Here is a 16,942-nt window from a genome sequence, read left to right as displayed (position 1 = left end):
CGATTCGTTATCTGGATACGCCGCCCGACCGTGGCTTCCGGTAGAGCGCACCGTTATTGGCACATAACCGGAGAAAACCGCAAGGATCGCTTGGCTCAGGAGCCGAGCAGCACGTCTTTCGCTTCGTTGATCTGGGCCGCGAGGTAATCGGAGCCGCCGCGGTCCGGGTGATTGACCATCATCAGCCGCCGATGCGCGTCGCGAATCGCCGCCTCGTCCGCCCCCTCCTCAAGCCCGAGAATTTCAAGGGCCCGCGCGCGCGTCATAGCGCCGGAAGAGTCACGGTGAGCACCACGGGAGCCTGTCGCGGACGCGGCGGCCTCACGCCAGTCCGGTCCGTGAGCGGCATCGAGATAACTTTCCAGAACAGCCACCGATTGGGGATCGTTCCGGCTGCAATCCTCCAGCAGTTCGAGCAGCTCTGAAAGCGATAGCTCCGACAGCGGGGCACCGGAAAACCGCCCGCGCAAGACCTCGCCATCGATCCCGCCGCTGTCATGATCGAGCGTCATCGCCAGCGTCGCGGTCCGCACCGAGCTGCTTTGTCCCGACGAAGGCCCCCGGGCCGTCTTTACTGCGTTGCGGAAGCGCCGGAACAGCGCGCCGGCCCTGAGCAGGAACGGCAGCACCACCACACCGGCATACATCAGCCAGTCGAACCGCCGGAAGAAGATCAGCGCGACCACGGCAAGACCGAGGAGAATAAGACCGACCCACTTTGCGGTCTGGCGGATCTTCGCCGGATCGGCATTCATGAACCAGTAGCCGATCAGTCCGAACCCGACGAGAAGGCTCGCGCCCAGTATCAGAAACTGCACCTGCGCACTCCTCCTAGCGGCCGAGACGATGCGTCAGCTGCAATGCGGCGCCGCCCCGTCTTTCGGAAAAGTTCTGCAAGGCCCTTCTGCCCCCGGCCGCATAGACCGCGACGGCGCCGAGCAGGTCGCGGAGCTGCTGCGCGCTGCTGGCGTCGAACGGGCAGCACGCCCCCTTGGTCAGGCGGGCGATCTGCTCGAACGCGCGCCGTGCCAGCGGGTCTCCCCCCTCATGAAAGATGAATACCGGCACCCCGAGCACACCGAGTTCGCCCGCCTGGTGGCAGACAACGTCGATATCCTCCTCGAAGGCGTCGCCGACGAAGACCACGGCCTGCACCCGCTCCTGTTTCGTCTCGGCAATGACATGCTTCAGCAGGCGCCCGATCTGGGTCTGGCCGCCAAGGCAGAAGACCCCGGTCATCTCACGCAGCAACTTGCCGGTTTCGGTGAGCCACGGGCTGGCCTTGAATTCCCCGAAGCCGCGGTAGTAAGCGAGCTGCACCGACAGCCCGCCGAGCGCGGCGGTCTCCGAGAACATCTCGCCCTGAAGCTGACAGGCGCGGTCCCAGCTCGGCTCGCGACTGGCCGTCGCATCCATCGCGAAGACCAGCCTGCCGGGACGTTCGGAGGGTGCGGCGGCCGGACGGGCCCGGACCTGGCGCAGAAAGGCGTCGATGTCGGACTGGCTCGAGACCGGCCCTCCGGCGGTTTGCCGGGTCTCTACAGCTCCTGCGCCTTTTTTCCGCGTGTTCATGTTCGCTGCTTCACTTTCCACAATGCTTTAGCATTATGTTGCATCGCGGCCGCCGGTTTCCAGCCCGGCGCCCCCTGATTTGCCACCGGCAATCGCCTTTCCGGAGGAGACCGACATGGAGTTCGACATCAGGGCGCTCCAGCAAGAGGATGCCGAACGGGTCGCCGAAATGGCGGCGAAACTGTCCGACCATGAAGGTATGCCGCCACCGCCTTTCGGCCCGGACGACGTGATCAAGTACGGTTTCGGGCCGGCAAAGCGTTTCGACGGCCTGGTTGCCGACAACGGCAAGGACCTGCTCGGCTACACGCTGTTCATTGACAGTTTCAATATCGGCCTCGGGACCCCGGGCATCCACATGCTGGATCTCTATGTCGAGGACTGGGCCCGCGGCAGCGGCGCGGGGCGCGCATTGATCGGAGCTGTCGCCGCCGAAACCCTGGCCCGCGAGGGGGCCTGGATGGTCTGGCAGTGCCTGCCGACGAACAGGACCGCGATCGACTTCTATCACCATATCGGCAGCCGGCAGTACCAGGCCGCCGATTTCGAGCTCAGCAACGAGCGCCTGACCGGGCTGGCGGCACAATCGACCTGGCGCTAGCTATCCTCGCCTTCCCCCATCAAAGACGGCGTTTCGATCGCCTCGTAATCGGACGTCCGGTCATGCGGCGTCGGTGTGCGGTTCGGAAGCTGCAGCGCGTTGAGCAGACCGCGCACTTCCTGACGGGCGGCGACATGGGAGAGCTGCGGCTTGCCGCTGTCGCCGATTTCGAACACGTCGAGCATGGTAAGGCCGCGCAGGAAGAGTTCGCGGAAGATCACGCGCTCGCTGAAGCCCGGCGCGACACGGAACCCGACCCGCTTGGCGAGCGAGGCGACGACGCGCTCCATCTCTTGCTTGTTACGCGCGGCGAGGCTCGAGAGCCGATTGCGCATGACGATCCAGTCGAGCGGCGCACCGCCCCTTACGGCACGTTGCTTGCGCGCCTCCCAGACCATCTCGGCATAGACGCTCGGCTTGATGATCTCGCCAGTCTTGCCGTCCACGTTGGCGAGCATATCGAGATCGATGAAACTGTCGTTGATCGGCGTCACCAGCTTGTCGGCATAGCCATGCGCGAGACGGCCGACATAGGTGTCGGTCCCCGGGCAGTCGACAACGACGAAATCGCATTCCGAGCGGAGCTTAGTAAGGACCGCTTCGAAGCGCTTGCGATCCTCGGCTTCCGCCTCCGCGCGGTTCGGCTTGTCACTTCGCGAGAGAAAGACGTGAATCGGCATCGGCAGTTCTATGCCGTCATTGCGCATCGAGGCCGCGCGATTGGAAAGATACCGCGTCAGCGTCCATTGCCGCATGTCGAGGTCAAGCGACCCGACCTTGAAACCGAGCCGGAGCAGAGCCACGATCACATGCATGGAGCCGGTCGACTTGCCGGATCCGCCTTTCTCGTTGCCGAAGACGATGACAGTCGCCGGATCGGCCTTGCCGAGGGGCGATTGCGCTTCGGGCTTTGTCCCTTGGGACTGGTCGCTCACTTCTACACCTCGCGAATGGACCTCACCGGTTCATATCTCCGGTACCCTAGCGCGTAAAGAGCGAAGCCGCACCGCTGCATGCGCCAGCGCCGGGCGGCCTTTTCCCCGGCCCGGCGAATGCTGGGGCTTGCCGGCGACGACCGTCGGGCGGGCATGCGCTCCCGAACGGACTTACTCTGACCGGTTCATGAACCGGCATTTCGCACCGCCGCACGACACGTCGCCAAAAAATATGCAGATCGCCAGTTTTCCGACTTTCAGGCCCAAATCAGCAAAAAAATTGGGGTAAACGCTGGAAAAATCGCAAAATCGACCATTTCCCTCGCCAGAAGCGGCACTCAACAAAATCCAGACCGATTTTTTTTGAATTTTCGAACATTTTATTGGGAGGCGGCCTTCACCTCCGTCACGGATTTTCGTCAACTGGTGTCGCCATTAGGTGTGGGAGGTGGTGATGAATCCTGGAACGGACAGCCGGGCGGCACGGTATACCGGCGACATTCATGCATTGCTCTACAATCGGGTCGGCAAGATCGCGAAAGCTCAGGGACACGACGATCCGTCTTCTCCGGAGGTCGGGCTTTGGGTCTTCCTGCCCTCGGAACAGGATCTGGATCCCGTTCTGGTCAGGCGGCGCGACTGGGAAGAGGCACTGCACTAGATCTCGGTAGCCAGACAGGCACTCCGGTCCGTTCTGCGCTTTCCCGCAGACGACGGACCGGAGAGCGTTCAGAAGTAGCGGATCAGCGTCAGGCTGAAAAAGTCATCCCGCTCATAGCCAACGAGCGGGTTGCGGCGATCCGCATTCACGAAGAAACGGGCCACCGCCTCGACCTTCCAGCTGTCGCCGATCCGGCGCTCCGCTTCGAGCGATAGCAGGGTCGAGCCGTCCTCGTTATCGACGACCGCGCCAGCCAGAAGCGAGCTGTCGTCGACATCGTTCAGCGTCAGCCGCGTACCGAAAAACGTGTCATTGTTGCCGAGCACGCCGGGCGCGTCGCCGTTCTCGGTACGGCCGTCATATTGGTATTCCGCCAGCAGGCCGAGATCCATGTCCGTTCCGGCAATCCCGAAGAGGGTGTATTCGAAGCCAGCGACTGCGGCCCCGAAATAGTCGCCGTGCCCGCCGCGCCCGATCGCCTCCAGCTTCCAGAGCCAGGCATCGGTCGTGTACTGCAGGTCGAGCCCGGTCTGGTCGATCAGGTCGTAATGCGGCGTGAGATTGGTCGGATCGCCTGCATCCAGCTTAAGCAGCCTCGGCTCGCGGCTGGTGCCGTGGAAATGCGACAAGCCGACATCGAAATCGCCAATCACATGGGACCAGCGTACGGCGAGGTCCGGATGGAATTCCTCTGCAGATGAGTCGTAGCTCGCATTGCTGTCCACCCGGGCGCCGCCGCTGAGCCGGGCCTTACGGTCGGGGAACGTCCGTTCACGGAAATACGGCATGACGAAGAAACTCGCCGTTCCCCAGTCGCTCGGCACGGCAAGCTGCACCATCGGCTGGCCGAGCTTGTCCTCGAGATCGACATCCTCGACGGCGTCGCTCTGGTTGATGATATCGACCAGGTGACGGGATTCCGTTACCCCCCAGAAGACCTTGTCGGCGCCGACGACGAGATCGTAGCCGTCGCCGATATGCAGCCAGTTCGCCTCCCGGATATCGGCATGGGTGCGCCGGTCGTCGTCGCGGTCGAAGCGGGCATAGGGCACCAGCGTGAGACGGTCGTCGCCGCCGTTCCAGTCCGCGGTGAATTCCGGCTCGAGATAGAGCGACGGGCCCAGGGTCCGGTCGCGCTGGGCAGCGTAGGCCGGAGCGTTCGGAAAGACACGGAGTTCGGTTCCGAGCTCCAGGGTGGCGTCGAACCGGGGCTCTTCGGCGCCGGCCGGCAAAGAAAGAGCGGCGAGGCAGAGCCCCGCCGCCAGGTGAGCGGACCCGGATCTCATTGCACGCGCTTTAGCCGGTTCTTGTCGAAATCGTCTTCGGAAAGGCCGACCTTGAAGCTGTAATCCTCGAAGGTCAGCGTCGTGGACTTGCCGGTCTGGTGATTGACCATGTCCATCCGGTGCGTGCGCCAGTACTGACCCTGATACTGCCGATAATCGAGCATCAGCAGGGTCTTCAGCAACGCGTCCTTGCGGTCGTAGAACTCGACCTTACGCGGCTGGTAGTCCCGCTTGTCCACCCAGCTGACCAGCTTGGTGTAACCGGAATGCTCGTAGAGCGGCGTCCGCTCGACGACGAAGCATTCCCGATCCGGCGCCGCCTCGCCGCAGGCCTCGTCTCTCAGCCATTTGTAGGCGTAGCGGTCGACCTCCTGGCTGACCAGATCCTCATAGGCGAACTCGGAACCGACGAACGGGCCGGACTTGTTCTTCGAGGAAATCCGCTTCACCCGCTTCAGGGCCGGCAGATAGAGCCACTGGTCGTCCGGGTCGAGGATCCTGGTATGGGAGAGGAAGGCCGTGCCCTCGATATCCCGGGGTTTGTGGAAGACGGTGATGCTCTTGTCCCCGAGCTTGCGCTCCGGCACCTCAAGGGAGCGCAGGCGCAGGTCGCGCACGCTGCTCTCCCCCTCGGCATTGCGCAGGATCATCTGCATCACGACGTCGCTGTCGCCCCAGCCGAGATCCCGGCGGTCGGTCTCCTCGGCGATCGCCAGCCCCTTGTCTTCTGGACTCTCCGCATAGGCGGATTGCAGCACCGGACTGACGGCGAGCACCGCCAGGGCGAGAAGTCTTTGCAGTTTTCCCATTTTCCTACTCCGCAGCTTGAGCGAGGGGAGCCTTCCCGGCTTCCCGGTCGTTGCGCCGGCCGTCCAGCAGGAGCAGCAGGGCCGGCAAAAGGAGGAAGTCGATGACGATGGCCATGACCAGCGTGACCGCCGTGAGCAGCCCCATCGACCCGTTGATCTTGAAGGTGGAGAGCGCGAGCACCGCGAAGCCGGCGACCAGAATGGCGGTCGTGACCCAAAGGGCGGTGCCCACTGTCGAGAAAGCGTAGCGCACCGCGTCCTCGGCATCGGCGCCCTTCTCGACCCGGGCGCGCCGGTATTTCGAGAGGAAGTGGACCGTCGCATCGACGATGATCCCGAGACTGGTCGCGGTGACCACCGAGGAGGCCATGCCGACCTCGCCGACGGTGAGACCCCAGAAACCGAAAGCCATGGCCGCCGGCATCAGGTTCGGTGCGAGCGAGATAGCGCCGAGTTTCAGGCTCCGAAGCGCGATGGTGAGCGTGACGGAGATCAGCACGAAGGCGAGGAAGGTGCCGGTCAGCATGCCCTCGATATTGCGCTCGGAAATATAGGCGAACATGACGAACGGCCCCGACGCCCGGGTTTCCGCCGCGCTCGGGAAGTTCTCAGAGAGCCAGGCCGACGATTCCCGGTCGAGCGCCCGCAGATCGTTGGTGCTGATATTCTCCAGCGTCGCGATCACCCGGACCGCCGACTTGTCGACATTGACCTGATTGTTCAGGTCGAGCCCGAACGGCAGCGACATTTCGAAAAGCAGCAGGTATTGCGCGGCAAGGTCACGCGCGTCCGGCAGGCGGTACATCGCCGGATCGTCGCCATGCATGTTCCGGTTCAGCCGCTTGAAGATGTCCGTCAGCGTCATGACGTGGACGACCTCGCCGCGCGCCCTGAGGAATTCGGTGAAGCCTTCCAGACGCTTCAGGTAATCCGGATCGGAAACACCGCCGCTGCCCGCAGCCGGGACGGACCACTGGGCCTGATAGATCCCGGAGAGGTGCTCCATCGCCCAGTCCGTATCGTTGCGGAACGGGATGCTCTCGTCGAAATACTTCACGAACTGATCGTTCAGCTCGATCCGCGGAATGAACACGGCGAAGGATGCGACCAGCGCGAGCGTGCCGAACATGACCTGGCTGCGCCGGGCGATGACGAACTCCGCGAGCCGCTCCATCGCCGCCGACTGCTCCTCCTCCCGGACCTTCACCCGGACCGGCAGCACCGCCATCATCGCGGGCAGGAAACCGACGGAGAAGAACCAGGCCGCGACCACACCCATGGCCGTGATGTTGCCGAGATCGCGGAACGGCGGGGCGTCGGAGAAGTTCAGGCTTGCGAAACCGATGACCGTGGTCAGGCTGGTCAGGAAGACCGGCTGGAAATTGATCCGGAGACTCTCGACCAGCGCCTCGCGCTTGCCGAGACCGCGCCGCATGCCGTGAAACAGGCTGATCAGGATATGGACAGAGTCCGCGATCGCCAGCGTCAGGATGATCGTCGGTGCCGTAACCGAGGGCGGTGTCAGCTGGATGCCGACCCAGCCCGCAAGGCCCATCGCCGTCAGCGCGGAAAAGGCGATGACCAGCAGGGTCGCGAATGTTCCTGAGACGGACCGGAGCAGCACGGCCATCACCAGCAGGAGCACGCCGTACATCAGCGGGACGAGCGTCTGCATGTCGTTCTGGGCCGAGACCGAGAAGGAATTGTTGAGAGCGACGGAGCCGGTCACCGCCAGGGTGATGTCCGGATGCGCCGCCTTGAACTCCCCAACCAGACCATCCACATAGGCCATCGCCTCAGGCGTCTCGGTCAGTTTCTCCTGCGGCAGCGTGAGCGTGATGTTGACCATCGTCGTCCGGGCATCGGGCGCGATGATGCGGTCGGTCAGCAACGGCTCCGCCAGGGCGGCGGTCCGGATACGAGAAAGATCCTCCGCGTCGAGCGGACTGTTCCCCGGAACGAGATCGTCGACCACGAGATCGTCCCCGTCGGCCGTGCTGTTCTGGAAGTTGGTCAGGCTGTCGACCCGGGTCGCGTAAGGTGTCTTCCACGCCTTCTCGGTCAGGTCCCGGATCGCGGCGAGCACGGCGGGCTGGAAGACCTCGCCTTCGTCGGGCTGCAGAACAAGGGAGACGTTGTCTTCTTTCAGATAGATCCGCTGCAGGGACTCGAAAGCCTGAAGCTGCGGGTTCTCCTTACTGAAGAAGACCCGGTAGTCGGTCGAAAAAGTCAGAAACTGGCCGCCGGCAGCGGCGGCAAAGGCGACAAGTATCGAGGCGGCAATCACCGCCCAGCGCCAGCGGATCACCCAGTGAGCATAGTCCGTCACCCAACTGGACTTTCGCACTGTGGAACGTTCGTCCGACATCGGCCCCTCCTGCGGTCACGAGAACGTGCTATTGTTTTTGAAAGCGTAACAATGCAACTACACTGAACGGTGTAGTTTCCGTAAACTAGTCAGTGTACTGGATCACTTCAAGGCCCATGGCGCACGTTGAACAGATTTTTCCTGAGCGCGGACCGTTGACCGAAAAGGAACGGCAGATCGTCGAGGCGGCCTGCAAACTGTTCACGGAACAGGGTTACGAAGTCACGTCGATGGACAAGGTCGCAGCCGAGGCCAACGTCTCGAAGCGCACCGTCTACAGTTACTTCGAAAGCAAGGAGCATCTGTTCTGCACTGTCATGGGCGGGATGTGCGCCGGTTTCGGCGAGCCCTCGCCGAACGACATCGATTTTTCCGGCGACCTCCGGTCGGTGCTGATCGAGAGCGCGAGGCTGGTCGTCGGCAAGGTGACCGATCCCGACAAGCAGCGCCTGATGCGGACGGTTATCGGCGAGGTCGAGCAGTTCCCGCTGATCGGGCAGACCTTCTGGAACGAAGGCCCGGGAAAGATGCGCAACGAACTCGCCGACTATTTCCGGCAGATGCAGGTACAGGGCCTGATGAAAAAATCGGACCCGGTTCTCTCAGCGGCCCAGTTCCAGGGACTGGTGGCCGGACCGTTCATGATCCAGACCATGTTCTCGGGCAGCTGCGACTGGTCGCAGGAACAGGCACTCGCGACCATAGAGGCCGCGGTCGACGATTTCCTGAAGGCCCACGCGCCGGACTGACGGACTGCTACCTGTAGGGATGCGTCTCGCGCCAGTGCCGCGCGATATCCAGCCGTCCCGTCACCCAGACATCCTCGAAGCCTTTGATGTAATCGAGCAGCCGCGCGAGGCCCGCGGCCCGAGCCGGATGCCCGATCAGGCGCGTGTGCAGGCCGATCGACATCATTTTCGGCTGCGTTGCCCCTTCAGCATAGAGCATGTCGAACCCGTCGCGGATGAACTCGAAGAACTGCTGGCCGGTATTGAGCCAGCCGCGGGAGAATTTCGAGTCGTTATGGACCAGCGAATAGGGCACCACGAGATGCGGCGTGCCTTTCACCTCGGTCCAGTAGGGAAGTTCGTCGTTATAGGCGTCGCTGTCGTAGAGAAAGCCGCCCTCCTCGACCAGCAACTCCCGGGTCGCCTCACCCGGACCGTGGCGGCAATACCAGCCGAGCGGCCGGTGGCCGAGGGTCTTCTTGAGGGAAGCAACCGCCTTGCGGATTTGCTCGCGCTCCTCATCGTGGGAGAGCTTGAAATGCTCGATCCAGCGCCAGCCGTGGCAGCAAATGTCGTTCCCGCTCTCCCTCATTGCCGCCGCCATCTCGGGATTACGTTCGACGGCAAGAGCGCAGGCGAAGAAAGTGACCGGCATCTCCCGTTCCTCGAAGAGCCGGAGCAGGCGCCAGAAACCGACACGGCTGCCGTACTCGAACATCGATTCCGCGGCGAGATCACGGCTCCCCGGATCGTTCGGCGAGCCCGGCGATTCCGTCAGCCCCGTCTCCGAGAACCCGTCACCGTCGGGGATCGAATATTCCGAGCCCTCCTCGATATTCATGACGAAATTGACCGCTAGCCGCGCGCCGCCCGGCCAGTGCGGATCCGGCGGGTTGGCTCCGTAACCGACGAGATCTCGCGGATAATCGCTCATATGTCTGGCTCCCCTTTGTCTCCGGATCAGATTAGCGCGTGTGCGCGAGCGCGGCGATGCCCCGGATGACACTTGGCAATTTCCGGCGACGCACTAGGCTCTGGGGACGACCAATTCAGATACGGGAGAGAAGAATGGCGGTCCTGATCCTCGGCGGCGCCGGTTTCGTCGGCCTCAATATCGCGGAGACGCTGCTGAAGACCGGGGAGACCGCCGTGGTCTTCGACCGGCGCCCGATCCCGGCCGCCGCGAAACGCGCCTTCGCGACGCATCCGGGCGAATGCGTTGAGGTCGTCGGCGATGCCCTGGCGGACGGCGTGCTGCTCGCGGCCCTGAAAGAGCACAATGTCGACCGCATGTTCTGCGCCGCGGCCGTCACAGCCGGCCCTGAACGGGACGCCAATGCGCCGCGCTCCATCCTCGAGGTCAACCTGATGGCCTTCACCGCCGCACTCGAGGCCGCACGCGATGCCGGCCTCGCGCGCGTGATCAATGTCGGCTCCACCGCCGCCTACGGCTCAACCGCCTTCGGCGACAAGCCGCTCTCCGAGGACCTGCCCGCCTGGCCGCACAATCTCTACTCCACCACCAAGTTCGCCTCGGAATGCATCACCCGGCGGCTGGCGGAACTCTGGGAGATGGACCTTTTCAGCGTCCGTCTGTCCGGCGTGTTCGGACCGTGGGAGGTCGACAGCGGGTTGCGCGACACGCTCAGCCCGCAGATGCAGGCCTCGCTGATCGCACTGAAGGGCGGCGAGGCGACGCTGCGCTACCGCGACATGCGCGACTGGACCTACAGCCGCGACATTGCCGATGCCCTGGTCCGCCTGATCAACACCACGGAGCGGCCCTACGACGTCTTCAACATCAGCTGCTCGACACCCTGGAGCACGGCCGACTGGTGCGAGATGCTGGCCGGCGCCTATCCGGATTTCTCCTGGCGGCTTGCGGAAGAGGACGAGAAGCCGACGGTGAACCTGCACGGCGACACTGACCGCCAGCTCCTGGTCAGCGACCGGCTGAAGGAGGCGCTGCGCTGGTCACCCGAGCTGAAGCCGGAGCGGAATTTCCGGGATTTCAAGGAATGGGCGGACGGTTACTCGGATTACTGGCTGGGGAACAGCTAGGGCTCCCGCATTCAAACAAAAAACGTCATTCCGGCGCAGGCCGGAACCCAGGGATCCAGGTCTCCGCTCTATGCTCTCTGGGTCCCGGCCTGCGCCGGGATGGCGACAATTAGAGGGCGCTGAGAACTCCCTCTCACCCTCTCTTCTTCAGGCACACCATCTTCGCCGTCGTGCAGAACACTTCCATCGCCCGCTCCAGCTCGTCGGGGGTCGGCATGGTCGGGGCGAGGCGGATGTTGCGATCGCGCGGGTCCTTGCCATAGGGGAAGCAGGCACCCGAGGCGGTCAGCTTCACTCCGGCCTCGGCGCAGAGCCTGACGGTCTCGGCGGCGCAGCCGTCCGAGAGGTCGACGCTGACGAAATAGCCGCCCTCGGGCTTCGTCCAGCTGGCGAGGTCCGTGCCTGCGAAAGCTTCCGACAGCGCCTTCTCCACCACGGCGAATTTCGGTGCGATGATCTCGGCATGCTTCTTCATGTGCGCTTCGATCCCGGCCTGATCCTTGAAGAAACGGACGTGACGCAGCTGGTTGATCTTGTCCGGGCCGATGGTTGCGAAGAACATGCGTTCCAGTGCGTCCTTCACGTTGGCCTCGGAGGCCGACATCGCAGCAACCCCGGCTCCGGCGAGGCTGATCTTGGAGGTCGAAACAAAGGTCAGGATCCGGTCCGGGTTGCCCGCCGCCTCGGCCGCTTTCTGGATGTTCTTCACCCGGGCGATCTCGCCCGTCAGGTGATGCACCACATAGGCATTGTCCCAGATGATGCGGAAGTCGGGCGCGGCGCATTTCATCGCCGCCAGCCGGTCCACCGTGAGATCCGAATAGACCGCACCTGTCGGGTTGGAATATTTCGGCACGCACCAGATGCCCTTGATCGAGGCATCCTCGGCGACCATCGTCTCGACGGCGTCCATGTCCGGCCCATCGTCCAGCATCTCGACCGGCAGCATCTCGATGCCGAGCCGCTCACAGATCGCGAAATGCCGGTCGTAGCCTGGCACCGGGCAGAGGAACTTCGCCCCTTTCCAGGGGCCCTCGCCTCCCGGAACGCCGAAAGTGACGGCGCCGGCCAACGCGTCATACATCATCGCGAGACTGCCATTGCCGCCGACGATCACCCTGTCCGGCGTCGTTTCCATCAGGTCGGCGAAGAGCTTCCGCGCCTCCGGAATGCCCGCAAGGATGCCGTAGTTGCGGTAGTCGGTCCCGTCCTCGCCACGGCAATCGTCGCTATGGACGAGATCGAACATGCCCGCCGCGAGATCGAGCTGGGCGGCCGAGGGCTTGCCCCGGGTCATGTCGATATTCTGGTTGCGTGACTTCAGGTTACGGTAGGCAGCCGTGAGGGTTTCGAGCTCGGACATGGGTCCCGATCCGTTGCAGGGAATGATGCGGTGCGGCGAAACCTAACAAAGCCCGGCGCGGCTGGCCAGAGCAGCTTCAGGAGGCGACGGACAATCTTCCGCGCTGCCCGAACTCGTTGATCAGCCCGGCGACGAGACCGTTCGACTTCGCATCCGAGACGAAGCGCTTTACCGCCTTTGCGAAGGCAGGATTACCCGGCTTCACGCCGACCGCCTGACGGACGGCCGTATAGGCACCGTCGAGGACCCGCGAGCCAGGCAGGCTCTCGGCATTCTCCAGCAGCGCCGGACGCAGCCCCGCGAGCACGTCGAGCTTCTGGCTCTGGAACAGCTCGAAGGCTGCGGCAAGACCCGGCGCGCGCTTCAGTTCCGCATGCTTGAGCGCGCGGGACAGGTAGAGGTCGTAGGCGGACCGCTCGGAGACCGCGATCCGGATACCGGGCTGGTCCACCTCTTCGATGCTCTGGATCTTCGAGCCGGCCGGGACGAGATAGGTCGCCTCGATCTCGGCATAGGCGCCGCAGAACTCTATGGTCTCGGCTCTCTTCGGGTCTTCGGCGATGAGGCAAATGTCCCATTCGTCCCGGTCAACCGCGTCCGCCGCGGCGCCGGGAGACGGATAGGTGTTGTAGACGACCGAGAACCCGAGATGCCGCGCGATCGCAGCGGCCATGGAGGGCGAAACCCCGGTCGGATTGCCGGTCTCGTTCTTTCCCGTCACCAGCAGGATATTGCCGAGATTGATCGCCGCCCTCAGCTTTCCAGGTTCCGACAGTCCGAAATCCTCGATCTCGATCATCCCGGTTTTTCTCCCTCACACCTGACGCGCCGAAGGCTCTTACGGACCGCCTCCGCTACTATCGAAGGTCACACTATAGTGCTCATCAGATTCCGGGGGAAGTCTTTGTAGAATCTCATAAATTTCGGACGAAAAGATAAAATTAGAGCTAACTGGCGGCTGTTCGCATGCGGTGCCCGGCACGGGAAGGAAACAGAACGATTTCCGTTCACAAATCCGGTCCGAAATCGGTCTTCGGAGATATCTCGACCATTTTTCCGGAGACTCCAATGGCACCCAAAACCCGCCCCACCGCCATCCGCAGAGCCGTACTGGCGACGACGATCTGCGCTCTCGCCGCTGTTCCGTTCCCGGCATTGGCTGTCACCAATTGCGAGGGACTGACCCTTTATGGAAACGCGAAGAACGAAGGGCTTTGCCGGACCCTGAGCCCGACAACGCAGAATCTCTGGGTTTGCGGTCTGACCGACGGCGCGACCGACGTGCATGTCACGTTCAACCGCGGGACCCCGATGCACCTCACGGTACGGATCAATCCCGGGAACCCGACCTGCGAGGGGAATACCCCGATCGGCGGTGCTTTTCCCGGGGCCCTGACCATGCCCGGAGCACCGGCAAATATCTGCGGCGTCGATCCCCTGAACTGGCTCACCCGGTTGAATGCCGTCGCGCAGATGGCGGCGGGCGGGAGCACGCTCTGCGAGGAACCGTTCAGGACCATGATCGGAAACGGCAGAATGACGCCGGCCGACGCGCAAACCTACATCAATCAGTGCCGCAACGGCGAGGCTCCTCCTCCGCCTCCCGCCTGCCCCTGAGCCTGTCCGGAGACGCGGCACCGCCGCGTCTCCTCCTCTTTCCGGTGCCTTGGCTTCGCTTTCCTCCTTTACCTCTTGACCTTCCAGTTGGTGGAAACTCCGCATAAGGCGTCATGTGGCGCTCGGCATTACTCGCATTCGCGATCCTTCTGATCACCGCGGCACCGTCGTTCGGGCATGTAATGCCCGGAAGCGGGAGCGGCCCGGCGATGCATTCTGCCGTTTCAGGAGACTCGGCCGTGGCATTTGGGGATGCTGACCCGTCCGACTGCTTGCCGGCGGCCTGCCCCCACATGATCACGCCCCACTGTCTCGGCGCCATCGATCTGGCGGATTACCAGCCCTATCTTCCGGCGGACTATGCCGGCCGCTGGCGGTTCCATATCCAGGACCTCCAGCTCCAGGGCAACCCGCCCGCCGCCGACACGCCGCCTCCACGAGGCTGACGCGACTTCATTCGTTTTCCGAAGCCCACCTACGGGCTTCATCCAGAAGTTTCGTCAAATCGTGAAGGAAAGACTCATGTCCCGTTCCAAAGCACTGAGCGCCGTCTTCGGCGCCACCCTCTCCGTTGCCATTATCTCCTCCGGCGCAGCCCTCGCAGCCGGCTCGCATTCCGGCGGGCACGGAATGATGCACGATATGAAGATCGGTCAGCCGGGCGACCCCGCGAAGGTGTCCCGCACCATCGAGATCACCATGTACGACAATTATTACGAGCCCGAATCCCTCGACATCAAGGAAGGCGAGACGATCCGTTTCGTGGTCAAGAATGCCGGCGAGTTCGTGCACGAGTTCAATATCGCAACCGCCGCGATGCACGAGGCGCACCGTCCTGAGATGATGATGATGGTCGAGCACGGGGTCCTGGAGCCGGACCGCATCAATCATGAAGCGGCGAAGGCAATGCAGGCCTCCATGGGCCACGGCATGCACGACGAGCCGAACAGCGTCCTGCTCGAGCCCGGCAAGACCGGCGAGATCATCTGGACCTTTCCGAAACATGCCGATCTCGAGTTCGCCTGCAACGTGCCCGGCCACTACGAGACCGGCATGCACGGCACGGTCAAGCTGAGCCACTGATCCCCGGTACCGTATTTCTCAAGGAGTACAGCAATGTCCTTTGGACTGTTGCGCCGGGCGTCCCTGCTCGGTGCCGGTCTGGCGGCCGCGCTTTCCGGCGCCGCCATGGCCGGCGAATATAATCTCACCGTCGACCGGGTCACCGTCGATACCGGAAGCTTCACGCGCTCCGGGATCGGGTATAACGGCACCTCGCCCGGACCGGTCCTGCGCTTCAAGGAAGGCGAGGACGTCACCATCAATGTGACGAACAACCTCTCCGAGCCGACCTCGATCCACTGGCATGGCCTGATCCTGCCCTACCAGCAGGACGGGGTTCCGGGGATCAGCTATGACGGGATCGCGCCTGGTGAGACCTTCACCTACCGCTTCCCGATCGTGCAGAGCGGCACCTACTGGTTCCACAGCCATACCGGCTTCCAGGAACCGGACGGGGCCTACGGCGCTATCATCATCGAGCCCGAGAAGCGGGAACCGTTCCGCTACGACCGCGAATACGTGATCCAGCTGACCGATGCGCATCCGCATTCCGGCAATCGGATCCTGCGCAATCTCAAGATGATGCCGGACTATTACAACCGGCAGCAGCGCACCCTGTTCGACTTCCTGAAGGACAGCCGCGAGCAGGGCTTCGACGCCGCACTTGCGGACCGGGCGGACTGGGGCGATATGCGGATGATGCCGACCGATATCGAGGATCTGCAGGGCTTCACCCCGCTGATCAACGGCAAGAGCACGGCGCAGAACTGGACCGGGCTGTTCACGCCGGGCGAACGCATCCGGCTCCGCTTCATCAATTCCTCAGCAATGACCTATTTCGACATCCGCATCCCGGGCCTGAAGATGACGGTCGTGCAGGCGGACGGGAACAATGTCCTGCCGGTTCCGGTCGACGAGTTCCGCATCGCCGTTGCCGAGACCTACGACGTCATCGTGCAGCCGAAGGAGGACCAAGCCTACGCGATCTTCGCCGAGTCGATGGCCCGCACCGCCTCCGTCCGCGGCACGCTGGCGACCGCAGAAGGCATGGCGGCGGAGGTTCCCGAGCTGCGCCAGCCGCCGCGCCTCACCATGGCCGACATGGGCATGGCGCACGAAGGCATGGATCACGGCAGCATGGGGCATGGCGGCATGAGCCACACCATGCCCGACGGCAGCACCATGTCCGGCATGAGCCACACGATGCCCGACGGCACGGTGATGCAGGGCATGAACCATGGCGGCGGCCAGATGTCCGGATCGCACACGATGCCCGACGGCACCGTGATGCAGGGAATGAACCACGGCAGCGCGGGCCAGGGGCAGATGGATCACAGCGCGCACGGGATGATGGCCGGCGGCGACCCTTTCTATGCCCCGGGCAGCGGCCTGACGCCGACGGCCGCAAACGGCGGCAAATTCCTCTCCTACAACGACCTCCGCGCCCAGAGACCGCTCTATGAGCACCGCGAGGCCACGCGCGAGATCGAACTGCGTCTGACCGGCAACATGGAGCGCTATATCTGGTCTATCAACGGCATCAAATACGCCGATGCAGAGCCGATCCGGCTGACCTACGGCGAACGGGTGCGCTTCAAGTTCGTCAACGAGACGATGATGACCCACCCGATGCACCTGCATGGCATGTGGTCGATCCTCGATACCGGCAAGGGCAAGTGGAACCCGGTCAAGCACGTGGTCAGCGTGGCGCCGGGCACCACCGTCTACATGGAGACGGAAGTCGACGCACCGGGTGAATGGGCCTTCCACTGCCACCTCTCCTACCACGCGGACAGCGGCATGTTCCGCAAGGTCATTGTCGAGGGCGGTCCGAAAGGCAAGGCCGCGGCGCTCCCGTCGAAGAAGACGGAGGGCTGAG

Annotated in this window: 17 protein-coding genes; 8 read left to right on the top strand and 9 right to left on the bottom strand. The window is 63.4% G+C overall.

Going from position 1 to position 16,942, the window contains the following annotated elements:
* Nucleotides 1–95: 95 nt before the first annotated feature.
* Both JJ959_RS15095 and JJ959_RS15090 read right to left on the bottom strand, forming a co-directional pair.
* Nucleotides 96–818 (bottom strand): hypothetical protein, encoded by a 723-nt coding sequence (locus JJ959_RS15095; RefSeq protein WP_292885140.1) that lies wholly within the window; start codon nucleotides 816–818, stop codon nucleotides 96–98.
* Between the two features lie 13 nt (nucleotides 819–831).
* On the bottom strand, nucleotides 832–1,572 hold the full coding sequence (locus JJ959_RS15090) for a VWA domain-containing protein (protein WP_292885138.1): 741 nt from the start codon (nucleotides 1,570–1,572) through the stop codon (nucleotides 832–834).
* Nucleotides 1,573–1,687: 115 nt separating this feature from the next.
* Between JJ959_RS15090 and JJ959_RS15085 the strand changes: the two genes are divergently transcribed.
* Nucleotides 1,688–2,173 carry a GNAT family N-acetyltransferase gene (locus JJ959_RS15085; RefSeq protein ID WP_292885135.1) on the top strand — a complete coding sequence of 162 codons (486 nt, stop codon included), beginning with the start codon at nucleotides 1,688–1,690 and terminating at the stop codon, nucleotides 2,171–2,173.
* Here the strand turns inward: JJ959_RS15085 and JJ959_RS15080 are convergent.
* A complete protein-coding gene (locus JJ959_RS15080; RefSeq protein ID WP_292885132.1) occupies nucleotides 2,170–3,108 on the bottom strand; it encodes a division plane positioning ATPase MipZ in 939 nt (312 codons plus the stop codon). The genes JJ959_RS15085 and JJ959_RS15080 overlap by 4 nt on opposite strands.
* Before the next feature lie 454 nt (nucleotides 3,109–3,562).
* Between JJ959_RS15080 and JJ959_RS15075 the strand changes: the two genes are divergently transcribed.
* Nucleotides 3,563–3,769, top strand: a complete 207-nt coding sequence (locus JJ959_RS15075; RefSeq protein ID WP_292885129.1) for a hypothetical protein — start codon at nucleotides 3,563–3,565, stop codon at nucleotides 3,767–3,769.
* A gap of 68 nt (nucleotides 3,770–3,837) precedes the next feature.
* Here the strand turns inward: JJ959_RS15075 and JJ959_RS15070 are convergent, their stop codons facing one another.
* From JJ959_RS15070 to JJ959_RS15060, 3 genes are read right to left on the bottom strand one after another with little or no spacing between them, the layout of a single operon-like run.
* Complete coding sequence (locus JJ959_RS15070; RefSeq protein WP_292885126.1) at nucleotides 3,838–5,055, bottom strand: hypothetical protein; 1,218 nt, start codon at nucleotides 5,053–5,055, stop codon at nucleotides 3,838–3,840.
* Entirely contained in the window at nucleotides 5,052–5,864 is an 813-nt protein-coding gene (locus JJ959_RS15065) for an outer membrane lipoprotein-sorting protein (protein WP_292885124.1), read from the bottom strand. Before JJ959_RS15065 ends, JJ959_RS15070 begins: the two co-directional genes overlap by 4 nt.
* Nucleotides 5,865–5,868: 4 nt before the next feature.
* Complete coding sequence (locus JJ959_RS15060) at nucleotides 5,869–8,232, bottom strand: MMPL family transporter (protein WP_292885122.1); 2,364 nt, start codon at nucleotides 8,230–8,232, stop codon at nucleotides 5,869–5,871.
* 155 nt (nucleotides 8,233–8,387) lie between these two features.
* Between JJ959_RS15060 and JJ959_RS15055 the strand changes: the two genes are divergently transcribed.
* Nucleotides 8,388–8,981, top strand: a complete 594-nt coding sequence (locus JJ959_RS15055) for a TetR/AcrR family transcriptional regulator (RefSeq protein ID WP_292885120.1) — start codon at nucleotides 8,388–8,390, stop codon at nucleotides 8,979–8,981.
* A gap of 7 nt (nucleotides 8,982–8,988) precedes the next feature.
* On the opposite strand, the gene JJ959_RS15050 is transcribed toward JJ959_RS15055, so the two are convergent.
* Nucleotides 8,989–9,894: an allantoinase PuuE gene (locus JJ959_RS15050; protein ID WP_292885117.1), complete on the bottom strand. Its 906-nt coding sequence runs from the start codon at nucleotides 9,892–9,894 to the stop codon at nucleotides 8,989–8,991.
* 134 nt (nucleotides 9,895–10,028) lie between these two features.
* Between JJ959_RS15050 and JJ959_RS15045 the strand changes: the two genes are divergently transcribed.
* Nucleotides 10,029–11,021, top strand: a complete 993-nt coding sequence (locus JJ959_RS15045) for an NAD(P)-dependent oxidoreductase (RefSeq protein ID WP_292885115.1) — start codon at nucleotides 10,029–10,031, stop codon at nucleotides 11,019–11,021.
* 133 nt (nucleotides 11,022–11,154) lie between these two features.
* Here JJ959_RS15045 and JJ959_RS15040 read toward each other — a convergent pair whose 3' ends face one another.
* The gene (locus JJ959_RS15040; RefSeq protein WP_292885112.1) at nucleotides 11,155–12,384 is read right to left on the bottom strand and encodes an aminotransferase class I/II-fold pyridoxal phosphate-dependent enzyme; all 1,230 of its coding nucleotides are present in this window, start codon (nucleotides 12,382–12,384) and stop codon (nucleotides 11,155–11,157) included.
* Nucleotides 12,385–12,460: 76 nt separating this feature from the next.
* A complete protein-coding gene (locus JJ959_RS15035; RefSeq protein ID WP_292885109.1) occupies nucleotides 12,461–13,183 on the bottom strand; it encodes a transporter substrate-binding domain-containing protein in 723 nt (240 codons plus the stop codon).
* A gap of 269 nt (nucleotides 13,184–13,452) precedes the next feature.
* On the opposite strand from JJ959_RS15035, the gene JJ959_RS15030 reads away from it, so the two are divergent.
* The 4 genes from JJ959_RS15030 to JJ959_RS15015 all read left to right on the top strand — a co-directional run bounded on the left by JJ959_RS15030 (nucleotide 13,453) and on the right by JJ959_RS15015 (nucleotide 16,941).
* Complete coding sequence (locus JJ959_RS15030; protein WP_292885107.1) at nucleotides 13,453–14,001, top strand: hypothetical protein; 549 nt, start codon at nucleotides 13,453–13,455, stop codon at nucleotides 13,999–14,001.
* A gap of 239 nt (nucleotides 14,002–14,240) precedes the next feature.
* Complete coding sequence (locus JJ959_RS15025; protein ID WP_292885104.1) at nucleotides 14,241–14,447, top strand: hypothetical protein; 207 nt, start codon at nucleotides 14,241–14,243, stop codon at nucleotides 14,445–14,447.
* A 76-nt stretch (nucleotides 14,448–14,523) separates the two neighbouring features.
* Nucleotides 14,524–15,084, top strand: a complete 561-nt coding sequence (locus tag JJ959_RS15020) for a cupredoxin family protein (RefSeq protein ID WP_292885101.1) — start codon at nucleotides 14,524–14,526, stop codon at nucleotides 15,082–15,084.
* A gap of 33 nt (nucleotides 15,085–15,117) precedes the next feature.
* Nucleotides 15,118–16,941: a copper resistance system multicopper oxidase gene (locus JJ959_RS15015; RefSeq protein ID WP_292885098.1), complete on the top strand. Its 1,824-nt coding sequence runs from the start codon at nucleotides 15,118–15,120 to the stop codon at nucleotides 16,939–16,941.
* Nucleotide 16,942: the final 1 nt, after the last annotated feature.

Origin of the sequence: Nisaea sp., from assembly GCF_017640745.1 — a bacterium.
Taxonomy (GTDB): Bacteria; Pseudomonadota; Alphaproteobacteria; order Thalassobaculales; family Thalassobaculaceae; genus Nisaea.
This window is presented reverse-complemented; position numbering and strand designations above follow the sequence as displayed.

Excerpts from the sequence above, each read along its gene's own strand:
- JJ959_RS15090 (WP_292885138.1), bottom strand. The coding sequence starts at position 1,572 with ATGAACACGCGGAAAAAAGGCGCAGGAGCTGTAGAGACCCGGCAAACC.
- JJ959_RS15085 (WP_292885135.1), top strand. The coding sequence starts at position 1,688 with ATGGAGTTCGACATCAGGGCGCTCCAGCAAGAGGATGCCGAACGGGTC.
- JJ959_RS15075 (WP_292885129.1), top strand. The coding sequence starts at position 3,563 with ATGAATCCTGGAACGGACAGCCGGGCGGCACGGTATACCGGCGACATT.
- JJ959_RS15070 (WP_292885126.1), bottom strand. The coding sequence starts at position 5,055 with ATGAGATCCGGGTCCGCTCACCTGGCGGCGGGGCTCTGCCTCGCCGCT.
- JJ959_RS15065 (WP_292885124.1), bottom strand. The coding sequence starts at position 5,864 with ATGGGAAAACTGCAAAGACTTCTCGCCCTGGCGGTGCTCGCCGTCAGT.
- JJ959_RS15060 (WP_292885122.1), bottom strand. The coding sequence starts at position 8,232 with ATGTCGGACGAACGTTCCACAGTGCGAAAGTCCAGTTGGGTGACGGAC.
- JJ959_RS15050 (WP_292885117.1), bottom strand. The coding sequence starts at position 9,894 with ATGAGCGATTATCCGCGAGATCTCGTCGGTTACGGAGCCAACCCGCCG.
- JJ959_RS15045 (WP_292885115.1), top strand. The coding sequence starts at position 10,029 with ATGGCGGTCCTGATCCTCGGCGGCGCCGGTTTCGTCGGCCTCAATATC.
- JJ959_RS15040 (WP_292885112.1), bottom strand. The coding sequence starts at position 12,384 with ATGTCCGAGCTCGAAACCCTCACGGCTGCCTACCGTAACCTGAAGTCA.
- JJ959_RS15035 (WP_292885109.1), bottom strand. The coding sequence starts at position 13,183 with ATGATCGAGATCGAGGATTTCGGACTGTCGGAACCTGGAAAGCTGAGG.
- JJ959_RS15030 (WP_292885107.1), top strand. The coding sequence starts at position 13,453 with ATGGCACCCAAAACCCGCCCCACCGCCATCCGCAGAGCCGTACTGGCG.
- JJ959_RS15020 (WP_292885101.1), top strand. The coding sequence starts at position 14,524 with ATGTCCCGTTCCAAAGCACTGAGCGCCGTCTTCGGCGCCACCCTCTCC.
- JJ959_RS15015 (WP_292885098.1), top strand. The coding sequence starts at position 15,118 with ATGTCCTTTGGACTGTTGCGCCGGGCGTCCCTGCTCGGTGCCGGTCTG.